16 protein-coding genes are annotated in these 13,310 nt (G+C 43.6%); all 16 read left to right on the forward strand.

Annotation, left to right across the window (positions count from 1 at the left end; genetic code table 11):
- Positions 1-2 precede the first annotated feature (2 nt).
- Positions 3-1,325 (forward strand): CpaF family protein, encoded by a 1,323-nt coding sequence (locus QMG91_RS06895; protein ID WP_281829897.1) that lies wholly within the window; start codon positions 3-5, stop codon positions 1,323-1,325.
- Positions 1,326-1,647: 322 nt separating this feature from the next.
- Positions 1,648-2,220 carry a type II secretion system F family protein gene (locus QMG91_RS06900; protein ID WP_158091116.1) on the forward strand — a complete coding sequence of 191 codons (573 nt, stop codon included), beginning with the start codon at positions 1,648-1,650 and terminating at the stop codon, positions 2,218-2,220.
- Between the two features lie 135 nt (positions 2,221-2,355).
- Positions 2,356-3,123 (forward strand): type II secretion system F family protein, encoded by a 768-nt coding sequence (locus QMG91_RS06905; RefSeq protein WP_281870207.1) that lies wholly within the window; start codon positions 2,356-2,358, stop codon positions 3,121-3,123.
- Positions 3,124-3,132: 9 nt separating this feature from the next.
- On the forward strand, positions 3,133-3,861 hold the full coding sequence (locus QMG91_RS06910) for a tetratricopeptide repeat protein (RefSeq protein ID WP_281829900.1): 729 nt from the start codon (positions 3,133-3,135) through the stop codon (positions 3,859-3,861).
- Positions 3,854-4,315 carry a TadE/TadG family type IV pilus assembly protein gene (locus QMG91_RS06915; protein ID WP_004401090.1) on the forward strand — a complete coding sequence of 154 codons (462 nt, stop codon included), beginning with the start codon at positions 3,854-3,856 and terminating at the stop codon, positions 4,313-4,315. The genes QMG91_RS06910 and QMG91_RS06915 overlap by 8 nt, the downstream gene beginning before the upstream one ends.
- Positions 4,315-4,971: a hypothetical protein gene (locus tag QMG91_RS06920; protein ID WP_281829902.1), complete on the forward strand. Its 657-nt coding sequence runs from the start codon at positions 4,315-4,317 to the stop codon at positions 4,969-4,971. Before QMG91_RS06915 ends, QMG91_RS06920 begins: the two co-directional genes overlap by 1 nt.
- Entirely contained in the window at positions 4,961-6,412 is a 1,452-nt protein-coding gene (locus QMG91_RS06925; RefSeq protein ID WP_281829904.1) for a Tad domain-containing protein, read from the forward strand. The genes QMG91_RS06920 and QMG91_RS06925 overlap by 11 nt, the downstream gene beginning before the upstream one ends.
- A 234-nt stretch (positions 6,413-6,646) precedes the next feature.
- On the forward strand, positions 6,647-8,575 hold the full coding sequence (thrS, locus tag QMG91_RS06930) for a threonine--tRNA ligase (RefSeq protein ID WP_004401087.1): 1,929 nt from the start codon (positions 6,647-6,649) through the stop codon (positions 8,573-8,575).
- A 3-nt stretch (positions 8,576-8,578) separates the two neighbouring features.
- Positions 8,579-9,130, forward strand: coding sequence for a translation initiation factor IF-3 (gene infC / locus QMG91_RS06935; RefSeq protein ID WP_079655637.1), 552 nt, complete (start codon positions 8,579-8,581; stop codon positions 9,128-9,130).
- Between the two features lie 120 nt (positions 9,131-9,250).
- Positions 9,251-9,445: a 50S ribosomal protein L35 gene (gene rpmI / locus QMG91_RS06940; RefSeq protein WP_004401085.1), complete on the forward strand. Its 195-nt coding sequence runs from the start codon at positions 9,251-9,253 to the stop codon at positions 9,443-9,445.
- Positions 9,446-9,485: 40 nt separating this feature from the next.
- Positions 9,486-9,839 (forward strand): 50S ribosomal protein L20, encoded by a 354-nt coding sequence (rplT, locus tag QMG91_RS06945; RefSeq protein ID WP_004401084.1) that lies wholly within the window; start codon positions 9,486-9,488, stop codon positions 9,837-9,839.
- Positions 9,840-10,056: 217 nt separating this feature from the next.
- Entirely contained in the window at positions 10,057-10,863 is an 807-nt protein-coding gene (locus tag QMG91_RS06950; protein ID WP_281829914.1) for a nucleotidyltransferase domain-containing protein, read from the forward strand.
- A 34-nt stretch (positions 10,864-10,897) separates the two neighbouring features.
- On the forward strand, positions 10,898-11,668 hold the full coding sequence (locus tag QMG91_RS06955; protein ID WP_281829916.1) for a phosphotransferase enzyme family protein: 771 nt from the start codon (positions 10,898-10,900) through the stop codon (positions 11,666-11,668).
- 129 nt (positions 11,669-11,797) lie between these two features.
- Positions 11,798-12,223 carry a hypothetical protein gene (locus QMG91_RS06960; protein ID WP_022592923.1) on the forward strand — a complete coding sequence of 142 codons (426 nt, stop codon included), beginning with the start codon at positions 11,798-11,800 and terminating at the stop codon, positions 12,221-12,223.
- A gap of 138 nt (positions 12,224-12,361) precedes the next feature.
- Positions 12,362-12,778, forward strand: coding sequence for a GNAT family N-acetyltransferase (locus tag QMG91_RS06965; RefSeq protein WP_022592924.1), 417 nt, complete (start codon positions 12,362-12,364; stop codon positions 12,776-12,778).
- Positions 12,779-12,844: 66 nt separating this feature from the next.
- Complete coding sequence (locus QMG91_RS06970; RefSeq protein ID WP_281829920.1) at positions 12,845-13,288, forward strand: GNAT family N-acetyltransferase; 444 nt, start codon at positions 12,845-12,847, stop codon at positions 13,286-13,288.
- The last annotated feature ends 22 nt before the right edge of the window (positions 13,289-13,310 follow it).

A 13,310-nucleotide genomic window follows, 5' to 3' on the forward strand; every position in this document is an offset into this window, starting at 1 on the left:
AAATGAAGTCGGAAGAGCAACCAAACCAAACATTTGAGCAGCAGCGCCTCGCACAAGTTTACGAGCTGAGAAAAGCCGTTTTGGAATCTCTTGATCCCACTGAAGCGGTAGGTATGTCAGCAAAAGAGCTTGAATTCTCTATCTATCAGAACCTGAGCCGTCTGGCTCAGGAATCTAAAGTAACCATTTCGATGCGCGACCAGCAACTGCTCACAAAGGAGTTGATGGATGACATTCTGGGATTAGGTCCACTGGAGCCCTTGATTAGAGATGCTAATGTGTCGGACATTATGGTTAATGGTCCTGATCAGGTGTATGTCGAGAAATTCGGGAAGATCCAGATTACGGATGTAAAGTTCCGCGATCAGGAGCACGTGCACAATGTCGCCCAGAGGATTGCAAGTGCAGTGGGACGACGAATTGATGAAGCGTCTCCTATGGTAGATGCGCGTCTGGAAGATGGCAGCCGGGTAAACGTTATCGCTCCGCCTTTGTCTCTTCGCGGTACCGTGATTTCGATTCGTAAATTCTCCAAGAAAACGCTTTCTTTAGACATCATGGCTCAGCAAAAAAACCTGTCTGATGATATGGCAAAACTGCTAGCCAGCTACGTGTCCTGTAAGCTGAATGTTTTGGTATCTGGCGGTACAGGTGCAGGTAAAACCACGCTCTTGAATGCCTTATCAAAGCACATTGGAGACGACGAGCGACTCATCACTATTGAAGATGCGGCAGAGATTCAACTGCAGCAACCACACGTGATTAGTTTAGAAACACGATCAGCGAGTGTTGAAGGTTCGGGTCAGGTCAACCAGACTGACTTGGTTAAAAACGCCCTGCGTATGCGTCCCGATAGAATTCTTCTTGGTGAGGTTCGTGGTGAAGAGGTGTTTGATATGCTTCAGGCAATGAACACTGGTCATGACGGTTCGCTTTCTACCGTCCACGCAAACACGCCAGCCGATGCACTTGTCCGACTAGAAAACATGATGAGCATGAGTCAGTCGAAGTTGAGTTCAGACTTTGTTCGCAAGCAAATTGCTTCGTCTATTGATGTGATTGTACAAGTGGAACGTTGTCGGGATGGTGTGAGGCGTATTACTGAGATCACTGAAATCTCGGGTTATCGCGAGGGTGAATTTGATATACAGACTCAGTTTAAGTTTGTGAATAGCGGTGAAATATCTGACGACAGGCTAGTGGGTGAGTTTATCTGTAGGAGCAATAATACGTGCAAAGCAGATAAGCTGACTAATGGTGGTCAGTTACGTCAGGTGCAAGCTCTGCTATCGCAATCCTATGAGGCAGCTCAGAATGCTGGTTAGTCTGATTGAATTCATAAAGGAAATACAGGTTTTCCTTTTTGTCACCATTGCCTTTCTTGGGGTAGTTATTACCTTGGAGCACAGGCAAAAGCGTTTAAGCATATTCAAGAAACGTGTTGCCTCACATCTTGACATTTATTCAAGATCAGTACGCGCAAGCGAAGGGAACAAAGTCACTTTGCTCGGTAGAGTCTATCAGGATTTTCAAGCAAGACTGACAGCCCGCGTTCTGATTCCTAGTGGATTAGTGGGATTTTTTGCGCACAAGCTATATGGATATGCACCGCTCACTTTCATAGCGTCAGTTCTTGGGATATATATCGTGAGTACTGTCCTTTCCAGACAAGAAGCTAGAAAGCAAATATTGGAGTTGGAAGACAGGCTACCAGATGCCATTGAAGTATTCGCTCGGGCCGTGTCTGCAGGTGTTCCTATTAATCGGGCTGTGTTGAGTGTCGGGCATGCATTTGAAGGTCTTTTAGGTCAAGAATTTCGTCGTATCTATGATGCTTTAATACTTGGTGTTCCGTTTCAACAAGCTTTTGAGGATTCTTCTAAACGCGTTGATTCTGATTCCTTTGGTTATTTTACCGCCATTCTTTGCCTGAACTCAGAAACTGGCGGTCCTCTTGTAGAAGCGTTAAATAACCTAAGTCAGGGGCTTCGAGAAAAAACCAAAGCCGACAGGAAAATGTTGGCATTAACAGCAGAGCCAAGAATATCGGCACGAATCGTAACGGGTATTCCGGTTGTACTCCTGTCGCTGCAATTCGCAAAACAACCTGATCAGGTTGAATTCCTGTTTAAAGATCCCTCGGGTCAAAAAATACTGATTTATGCGGTGGTGAGCATCATTGCAGGCTTGCTCTGGATTAAGCGTTTGGCTCGGATATAACACCATGATTGAAATGATTATTCTTACCATATTTATTGGTTTGTTTTTATATAGTGTGTTCAAAGCAGAAAAAAACGACGCCAGTTAAATACTCGTGTCCATGCTACCCTGCACCTGCCGAAACAAGAGTCTGTATTGATCCAGAAACTTCGTCTTGGTAGTCAGCGTCTGGCAAACTGGATGGAAAAGCATTTAGTTTCTGAAAAAGACAAATCGCAGCTAAGAAATCTATTGTTGTCTGCGGGTTACTTTCATTCTAGAGCTCTGGCTTGGTTTCTTTTAATCAAGTTTGGTTCAATGGCGATTGTATTGCTTATCGGAGCCAGCTTTTTCCATTTGGGTGTTATAGAGTCAAACGCCAAATCGATTCTGGTACTCGTATTTCTGGGTTTTGGTGCGGGTGTGATCGGCGAAAGGGTGGTCCAAAGTCAGGCAACGTCTCGTCAGGAGAAAATCAGTCGTTTCTGCCCCGACGCCATGGATATGCTGGTGATTTGCGCGGAAGCTGGTACCAGCATTGATCAGGCATTGATCAAGGTCAGTCAGAAGATCTCGCCAATCTGTCCTGAAATCGCACATGAATTCCGACTGGTGGTTGATGAACTCAGGGTACTTCCTAACCGTGGTCAGGCTTTTAAAAACTTGGCAGAACGCTCTCAGGTTGAAGAGCTTAAAATGCTCGCAACCACGCTTTTGCAAGCGATGAATTATGGTTCTTCCATAGCGAAAACACTGAGGATTGTCGCATCTGATACTCGGGACAAGAGGTTACTTGGTATGGAAGAGAGAGCGGCGAAAATTCCGGCGAAAATGGGACTCCCGCTAATCATCCTCGTTCTTTTCCCTACCTTAGTTTTAATTGCAGCACCAGCAATGCTGAAACTTATTTCTACACTTTCTTAAGGATTGGCTATGCGTCTTATATTTGGAATTTTTCTGTTTGCTCTCGCTGGGTGTTCAACCGTTCCAGAAGAAAATAAATCGGCGGCTGATTATGAAAACCAGCTCAATATCGCCCAGTTAGCAGAACAAAATCAGCAATATGATGCTGCTCTGGTGATTTATAACCGGCTGAATGACATGAAACAAAGCGATGAAGTTAGCTTATCTCTGGGGCGACTTTACTATCGTGCTGGTGAGTGGTCTCTTGCTCAGGCCCACCTGATAAGCGTTGAGTACGAAGATGAGTTCTATCCAGAAGCACGATTGTGGTTGGCAAAAACTTATCTGAAGCTGTCTCAGCCAGGAAAAAGCTTTGCTTTGTTAGAGAACTCGGCATCCAACTCAGAAGAGTTAAACGTAAAGGCGGTTTCCCTCGATTATCTTCAAAGACATTCTGACGCGCAGAAGATTTATGTTTCTTTGCTGGAACTACATCCGCTTAAAACAGACGTACGAAAAAACCTTGTTTACTCATACATTCTGTCAGGAAACTTCCGTCTGGCGGAAGAAGAACTCAAAGTTCTGCATGGACATGGAGTCCGTGACAGGCAACAAGAGATTCTAGCGGCTGTGGTTTCGTTATTAAACAGTCCAGACAAAAATGCGGTGAGTACTTTGGAAGAATACGCTTCTCCAATGGAAGTGGCACATTTTATTGAAACGCTAGAGCAACTCAAGCAGGAAAAACTGAATGACTAGTTGCTTACGCAAGAAATGTCAGGGCGTGTATGCTGTAGAATTTCCACTGGTTTTCATTGTTTTCCTTTTTGTTGTTTTCATAGCTTTGGAGATAAGTCGGTTCTATCTGACAAAAACCGCCTTAGATGCCAGTTTACGATCTTTGGTAAATGAGGCAAAAACTACGAATAACAATGCTTTGTCGAGTCTTATTCCCAAGCACTTTAAAGGAAATTATTTCTATGATTTCGACAAAGTTGAGATATCCGTAAGATCTTGTATCGGTATCGAAAATTATTTGTCAGATATCTGTTCTAGTGGTTTGGGAAAGCCTCAGGATATTGTTCATTATAAGTTGATATATGATTTCAACCATTACCTTCCTGTAATCTCTGGAAAAATACTTCCAGACTGGGAGCATGTCAGTGTACTGATTGTTCGAAATGAACCTCAATTTGATGGAGGGAACTGGTGATGAATCAAGCACTAAACGTCAAAAAACAGTCTGGTTTTGCGTCAATAGAAGTTTTGTTGTATGTGGTAGTTTTGTTCTTCATCATCTGGATGTCTTCGGACATTGCTAGGTACGTGTATATGCAGGACCGCATAAATACAGCAGTCGTGGTAGTTGGCAATCTCGCAGCGGATTTGGTCCCAAAAAATGATCAGAATCGAACGTTTGAGTCGTTGTTGTGTAACGTCAATGATGCAAACAAGCGTTACGACTTATGTCCGGATAGCCTAGCGTTAAGAGGACTCAAAAAAGCTGCACGAGAAGTGATGGGCTTAGCCGATGACAGTAATTTCGCGATGAGAATCGAATACATCAGTCGCCCCAATATTTCTCAAAGCGAAGAATATGCACGTTCACCTGTTCTTGGGAGGGGGAATTGCAAACTGATTCAAACTGTACCTGGAGGTATCCGTATCCACAACTACCTGACACGAAACTACGTTAACTCTCCAGCAGAAGTAAAAAATAGAGCTCACAACCAATATGTCTACGTATCAGCATGTTACGTAGACTTGTCGTCAAATTGGTTTACGTCAAAACTTCTTGGTGTTCAGCACTTTTCTGACTCATTCAGTATCAGGCGTTACTGGTATCAAGGAGACACCATTGAAAATTAAAATCAGTGAAAGGCTTGCTCCTAAACACGAGTCAGGAAATGTCACAATTGTTATGCTAGGTAGCCTGACACTTATATTGATTATGTTTTTTGTCGCTATTAGTACCATTCGTTATACAACGCTCAAAACGCGAATGCAGCATGCTAGTGATGGGGCGCTCACCCTTATCGCACGGGAAGGACCCGCTTTAAAACAAAATGAAGCACAGTATTTAACAAAAACCTTTGTTGCTTACAATCTACCTTACGGAATCCGTAATGAATCTCTCAAACGAGTCAGTCAGGTAAATTTACAATTTTCTGAAATCAGTTTCGATTCCCACCTTTGGATTAAATTATCTCAAACGACGCAGCCGTTTCTTAGTTTTCTACCAGAATTGAAAGCGACGGTAGAGAGTCGAATTGAACGTCGGTTTAGTCCCCATGAAACTGTGATTACCTTGGATGCATCCAGATCCATGTCAGGTGAAGGGAAAGGAGGAGAGAAAGCTTCCATCAAGATGAAATCAATTCTGGAAGACTTTGTTCGGACTGTTATGGCTGAACAAGAATTCTCCCATGATTATAATTTGGGGTTTGTGCCTTATTCAGGCTATGTGAATCTGGGAAGAGACTATCAAGATTTGCTGATTACCGCGACGTCTCGAAAAATCCCGGAAGAACTACGGGAAGTGGCGCAGGAGTTTGGCTATGACCATGATTTTCTTCATAAAGCAGGGGTTGAAGGTAAGCGCAAGGGGGCTTGCGTAAACAGGCAGAGATATAATATTCATCGCCCTGAAACATTGCTCCGAGTGCCCTCAAGTGCTGCTAATGCGTTTGATTTACGAGTGCACACGTCGAGCAATGGTGTCGAATATGTTGATCCCAAAGAAATCAATGACGCCAACCTTGGATTGGTTCCAAAACCACTTTTACCGTTCAAACAGGAATACAAGGGTAAGGCAATTGGTACTGCTGGTGACTGTGCATCTATGCCTCTGACGCCTTTAACAAGTGACAGCGCTCGATTGGAAGACCGAATTAGTATGTATTACGCAACCCACAACACTGGTGGAGATGCGGGTATCGCATGGGCTTGGCGATTGCTTTCACCTGAATGGGAAGGGATTTGGGAAAAACCAGGGTATGAAAGAGAAGTGCTCACAGATCCAATACAGCAAATCATTTTTTTCACTGATGGAGAGAACAACGAAGGGCTTCAGGATCAGGAGTTCGATATTTTCTTAACAAATGTATGCAAAAATTTTGCTGACAAAGGCATTAAAATGCATGCGGTTTTGTTTGACCGAGGTATCACTGAGCAAGAAAAAAACGTATATAAACGGTGTACTAAAATGACAGGGGGGCGTTTTCAATATGTTAAAGGTAATAACTTGGCTAAGCTGGAGTTGTATTTTGCAAGGTTAGCTATCCGCCAATATAAGATTAAGCACTTGTAGAATCGGGTATTTTCCTTACAAGCTGAATTAACTGAGATTTCATTTTCTTCTTGCTTAATAATTCGTTAGAATTGCGCGTTCGTCAGGCAAAGAGCATCCGTATTTGTTTTGAGCCTGACTGACGAATTCATGTCTTTAAGACAATTATTTTCTCTTACGCTTTGAATGCATGAAGCGTTTGAACGAACTAAACATGTGTTGCTTGGTGTGCAACACCACTGTAAAGGACAAAACATGCCTATTATTACTCTTCCTGACGGCAGTCAGCGTCAATTTGACAACCCAGTTTCTACACTTGAAGTTGCACAATCCATCGGTCCGGGTCTTGCGAAAGCCACCATTGCTGGTCGCGTAGACGGTAACCGTGTTGATGCCTGTGACCCAATTGAACAAGATGCAAGCCTAGAAATCATCACCGCAAAAGATGAAGTAGACGGTCTTGAAATCGTTCGTCACTCTTGTGCTCACCTATTAGGTCACGCACTGAAACAGCTTTACCCACAAGCTAAAATGGCTATCGGTCCAACCATCGACAACGGTTTCTACTACGACATCGACTTGGACGAGTCACTCACGCAAGAAGATCTGGAAAAGATTGAAAAGCGCATGAAAGAGCTGGCGAAAACCAAGTACCAAGTGGTTAAGAAAAAAGTAAGCTGGCAGGAAGCACGCGACACGTTTGAATCACGTGGCGAACCATACAAAATTGAAATTCTGGACGAAAATGTTTCTCGTGATGATCGTCCGGGGCTTTACCACCACGAAGAATACATTGACATGTGTCGCGGTCCTCACGTACCACACATGGGTTTTTGTCAGCACTTTACGCTTCTAAACGTAGCGGGTGCATACTGGCGTGGTAATAGCGACAACAAAATGTTGCAGCGTATCTACGGCACGGCTTTCCATGATAAGAAAGCCCTGAAGGCGCACCTGACTCGTCTTGAAGAAGCAGCAAAGCGTGACCACCGTAAAATCGGTAAACATCTAGACCTGTTCCACATGCAACAAGAAGCTCCGGGTATGGTGTTCTGGCATCATAATGGCTGGTCTATCTTCCGTGATCTTGAAGTATTTATTCGTCAGAAATTGACGGAATACGGTTACCAAGAAGTAAAAGGTCCATTGATGATGGATCGCGTACTTTGGGAACGCTCTGGTCACTGGGACAAATACGCAGACGCAATGTTCACAACCTCGTCAGAGAACCGTGAATACGCAATCAAGCCAATGAACTGTCCGGGTCACGTTCAGATCTTTAACCAAGGTCTGAAGTCTTACCGTGATCTTCCGCTACGTATGGCAGAATTTGGTTCCTGTCATCGTAACGAACCATCTGGTGCGCTACACGGTATCATGCGTGTACGTGGCTTTACTCAGGATGATGCTCATATCTTCTGTACAGAAAGCCAAATCCAGGAAGAAGTTACTAGCTGTATTAAGATGGTGTACGACACATATCAAACCTTTGGTTTTGATAACATCGTCGTGAAATTGTCTACTCGTCCTGAAAAGCGTGTGGGTAGTGATGAAATTTGGGATGAATCAGAAGAAGCGCTGAAACAGTCTCTTGAAAATATGGATATTCCATACGAGATTCAAGAAGGCGAGGGTGCGTTCTATGGTCCTAAGATTGAATTCACGCTATACGACTGTCTGGATCGTGCATGGCAGTGTGGTACGGTTCAGCTAGACTTCAACCTACCAAGCCGTTTAGGTGCAACTTACGTTGGTGAAAACAACGAACGTTTGGTGCCTGTGATGATTCACCGTGCGATTTTGGGCTCTCTGGAGCGCTTTATCGGTATTCTTATCGAAGAATACGCGGGTTTCTTCCCAACTTGGTTGGCACCAGAACAAGCAGTTATTATGAATATTACGGACAAACAGTCTGAATATGTTCAGGAAGTAGCACAAAAACTGCAAAAAAGTGGAATTAGAGCCAAAGCAGACTTGAGAAATGAGAAGATTGGCTTTAAAATCCGCGAACATACATTGAAGCGTGTTCCGTACATGCTGGTTTGTGGCGACCAAGAGATGGAAGCCGGAGAAATCGCAGTACGTACTCGTAAAGGTAAAGACCTAGGCAAATTTAAAGTGGATGACTTTATTTCATACATCCAAGCCGAAGTGTCGAGCCGTAAGCTCAATCTGGAGGAATAAGCTATTAAAGGCGGAAGACGTGGCCAACAGCCGGCCAAACAAAACCAGCACCGTTTGAACGGTGAAATTCGTGGCGTTCGTGAAGTTCGTTTAACAGGCGCTGACGGTGAGTCAGTTGGTGTTGTATCAATCAACGAAGCACTAGATGCAGCTGCAGAAGCTGGTATGGATCTCGTAGAGATCAGCCCTAACGCCGAGCCACCAGTTTGTCGTGTGATGGACTATGGCAAGTTCCTCTTCGAGAAGAGCAAAGCTGCTAAAGAGCAGAAGAAAAAGCAAAAGCAGATTCAGATTAAGGAAGTTAAATTCCGTCCTGGAACTGACATTGGAGACTATCAGGTAAAACTACGCAACCTGACGCGTTTCCTTGAAGACGGCAACAAAGTGAAGGTAACAATTCGCTTCCGTGGTCGTGAAATGGCTCACCAAGACATCGGTGTTGACGTTTTGAATCGTTTGAAAGAAGACACAGTAGATTTAGCTGTTGTGGAATCTTTCCCGACTCGAATCGAAGGTCGCCAGATGATCATGGTGCTAGCCCCTAAGAAGAAGTAATTAACGGCTTACAAGTAATTCAACCCTGCCGCAATTCCTTTGAATAAAGGCTTAAACGGCGGGGTTTTATTCGCCCTGATTACTAGTGTTAAATAACTCAACAATGCGGAGTTCTTCATCATGCCTAAGATGAAAACCAACAAAGGTGCTGCTAAGCGTTTCAAGAAAACTGCTGGTGGTATTAAGTACAAGCACGCTACAAAACGTCACATCCTGACTAAGCGTACTACTAAGAACAAGCGTCAGCTACGTCCAAATGCAATCCTTCCTAAGTGTGAAGTGGCTGCAGTTGTTCGTATGATGCCATACGCTTAATTCTTTTTAGTTATCAATCGTTTAGTTTAGGAGAAGCATAATGCCTCGCGTAAAACGTGGTGTACAAGCTCGTGCACGTCATAAGAAAGTTCTAAAACAAGCTAAAGGTTACTACGGTGCTCGCTCTCGCGTATACCGCGTAGCTTTCCAAGCAGTTACTAAAGCTGGTCAATACGCTTACCGTGACCGTCGCAACAAGAAGCGTCAATTCCGTCAACTGTGGATTGCACGTATCAACGCTGCATCTCGTCAAAATGGTCTATCTTACAGCCGTTTCATCAACGGTCTTAAGAAAGCATCTATCGAGATCGACCGTAAGATCCTTGCTGACATCGCGGTATTCGACAAAGCTGCATTTGCAGTTCTAGTTGAAAAAGCGAAAGCTGCTCTTTAATAAGCAGTGTAAGGTTTAAGAGAAGGAGAGCATTTGCTCTCCTTTTTTCTTTTTGTTGAATTCTCCCATCTCCCTTCCTATTTACTTTCTCTTATAGAACCTCATAAGAAATCAAAACAGCGCCTAAAAATTAGTTTCGATCAGTGCTATTTCATTGCATGCCGTCGTTTACTTTGTCAGAGTGACTTTTTCTCTGCCACTTAATCGGGGTTTAGCCATGTCCGATGTACATGTTTCTCTTGGGCTTGACCAAGATGGATATATTACAAATCCTTGTTCGATTGACCGAATCCACCCCGATTTCCAGCCCGTGGTGAACGCCGTGTCTGACATGCTCTATTCCGACTTTAAAAATAAAGTTCACAGCCTATATCTGTACGGTAGTGTGGCTCAGGGAAAAGCCCTACCGGAGATATCTGATCTCGATGTTTCGGTAGTGTTTAACGAACCACTAAGCGCGCTTGAAAGCAATCGCCTTAAAGAAATATCAAACGAAATAGCTCGGAAACACGCCGTAGTTAGCAAGCTCGATATCGACCCCGGTTATCTAGAAGAAGTGATACATAAAAGGGAGAAGTATCGGTGGCATTTTTGGCTTAAGCATTGCTGCTGTTGTATTGCGGGTGAAGACTTGTCAAAAAGGTTTAGTCGCTTGAAACCTGGCGTTCAGATAGCGTATGAATTGAACAGCGACCTCGAAGCTTTTATTGAAACTCTGGACGTTGAGTTTTCTCACGTTTCTAAGGTGAAGCGAAGACAAATTCTAGCGAAGAAGATTTTACGCACAGCCTACACACTCATTGCGGAGAAAGATGGCAGTTGGCATACAGAGCTAGAACACTGCATGCGTGCTGCAATGCCGTATTACCCAGAGTATGAACAAGACCTTCAACTGGCACTGAAAATATCTAAGAGTGTGCTGGCTGAAGACGGGCAGGTTAACCAACTCGTTGAACGTTTGGGGAGTAAGTTAATTGATACGTTGAATAACGCCAAACCATTTTCAGCAGCCTATCGCGAGTAGTAACCTCTAACTATATTAATCAGCAAGGAGACCCATGAAGGAACTCAATGGAGGTCGGGAAAATTCGATCTTTCAATGTGGTGATACTGTTATTCGTCCATTGAATCCGTGGTCGTCAACGATACATCAGCTCCTAACCCACTTGTCACAGAAGGGAATGAGTGGCATTCCAAAATTAGTTGGCAAAGATGAAAGCAATGAACACTTAACTTTTGTTGAAGGCGACACGTTCAATTATCCACTTAGAGGGGCTATCGCATCGGAAGAAGCGCTGGTCTCTGCTGCTCAGCTCCTCAGAAAAATGCATGATGCAAGTGAGTCTTTTGTTCACGAACATTCAGTCGAGGAGCTTTGTTGGATGCAAACACCAAGAAAGCCCTATGAGGTGATATGCCACAATGATTTCGCTCCTTACAACGTGGCTCTTGTTGGCAACGAAACCGTTGGTGTTTTCGATTTTGATACAGCTCACCCCGCCCCAAGAATTTGGGATTTAGCATATGCAGTGTATTGTTGGTCTCCCTTTAAAACGCATCCATCCGATCGTTTGGGAAATTTGCAAGATCAAATAGATAGAGCACGGCTTTTCTGTGAAGGATATAGCATTAGCGTTGAGGAGCGTGAGCAGCTACCAAGCGTTATGATTTCAAGACTAGAAACTCTGGTTGCCTTTATGCACAAAGAAGCCTCGCTAGATAACGAGAGCTTTGTCTCTAACATCAGAGACGGGCACCATCATGCTTACATGAAAGACATTGAGTACATTCGAAAAAACCAGAAAGCCATCAGAATGGGCTTAGGCTAAGATCGACTTAACAGTCAGGTTATGGCTGTACACAAAGGTAACTCAACACTCTGTTACGTTACTTCAGTTTCTGAACGGGTAGCTATGCATTAACATCAATGTCTAACTATCCGTTTTTGTAGAGGTAATATGAAAAAGTCACTCATCGCATTGTTTGTTATGGCTTCTCTGGCAGGGTGTGAAGATGCAACCAAAGCTATTGATCAAGCACAAGAGGCAGCAAACAGTGCCGTCGACAACTTCCAAGAACAACTGAATGTGGTAGATCTCAGCGATTTCAATCTGGACCAGTTAGGTAGTGCGGCGGATTCTGCTCAGGAGCTTGCGTCGGCTGTTGAAGAAGTTATGAATATGGACTTGAGCAACCCAGAATCACTTGTCCAAGCTACAGAGCACATTTCTAATGCTTACAGTTGCCTAGTCGAAGCTTCCTCGGACACTACTGCAGATAAGCTTATTGAAAAGGTAATGAATTCTATCAGTAACGAAGATGCTTTAAATTTAATAGAGCAGGGTGTTGAAAAGGCAAAAGCGGCGCAAGAGTGCGTAATGTAAGAAATACTTAGCTCCTGTTTATTACTTTAATTGGCAGATTGGGGTGAGGAATTTGCGACGCAAATCTTTTTAAATGAGAGTGACTACCACTGATCGGTTGTAAAGCAACTGGTTCACCAGCCAGAATAGAGGTTTAAATTGGATATTCAAATTTACACATCTCCTGAGCAATCAGATATTGATGAAATTAAAGCTGGTCTTCGTAAACACAATACCCCATTTCTTAAAGATGTAAGACATGAGGATTTTCTCTGTTACCTGAACGACGATAATGGCAAAAAGATCGCTGGCTTAATTGGAGAGATATGGGGGAACTGGCTTCAAGTTAATTTCCTTTGGGTAGATGAAAGCCAGAAGTCGCAAGGCTTGGGAAAACAATTGTTAAAGCGTGCTGAAGACTTTGCCAAAAAGAACGGATGTCACTCCTGTTTGCTCGACACGTTCAGTTTTCAGGCAAAGCCATTTTACGAAAAGCAAGGTTACCAGGTTCAAATGCAACTGGAAGATTTCCCCGAGAATGCACAGCGCTTTTACATGGTCAAAACTCTTAAGTAATGGATAATGATTGGCTTGGAAAACACCTTCAAAATTACACACAGATAAAAGAATGGAAAAATGTAAATGGAAATAATTAAAGTAACAACGTCAGAAGTCGAATTGGCTGCAAGTCTTTTCGACCAGTATCGTGTGTTTTATGGCAATGAATCTGACCTGGCATTAGCCCGAACATTTATCGGTGAGCGTATTGCCAATGCCGAATCGGTTGTTTTTCTAGCCAAGGATGACTCAGGGAACGCAGTCGGTTTTACCCAGCTTTACCCCACGTTTTCTTCGGTATCTGCCCAGAGAAGCTGGATTTTAAATGACCTATATGTCTCGGCTGATGTCCGCGGTCAGGGGTATGGAAAAGCATTAATGAACGCAGCTAAAGATTTCGCGATTGAAACGGGAGCCAAAGGGTTGGCATTAGAGACAGCTCACGATAACCAGAATGCGCAGAAACTTTATGAATCTCTGGGTTATCAGCGTGACGAGCATTACTACAGCTACTTCTTGTCCGTGTAATCAAATATGATAGAAAATAGCT

This window comes from Vibrio nigripulchritudo (genome assembly GCF_027924785.1).
In the GTDB taxonomy this organism is placed as follows: Bacteria; Pseudomonadota; Gammaproteobacteria; order Enterobacterales; family Vibrionaceae; genus Vibrio; species Vibrio nigripulchritudo.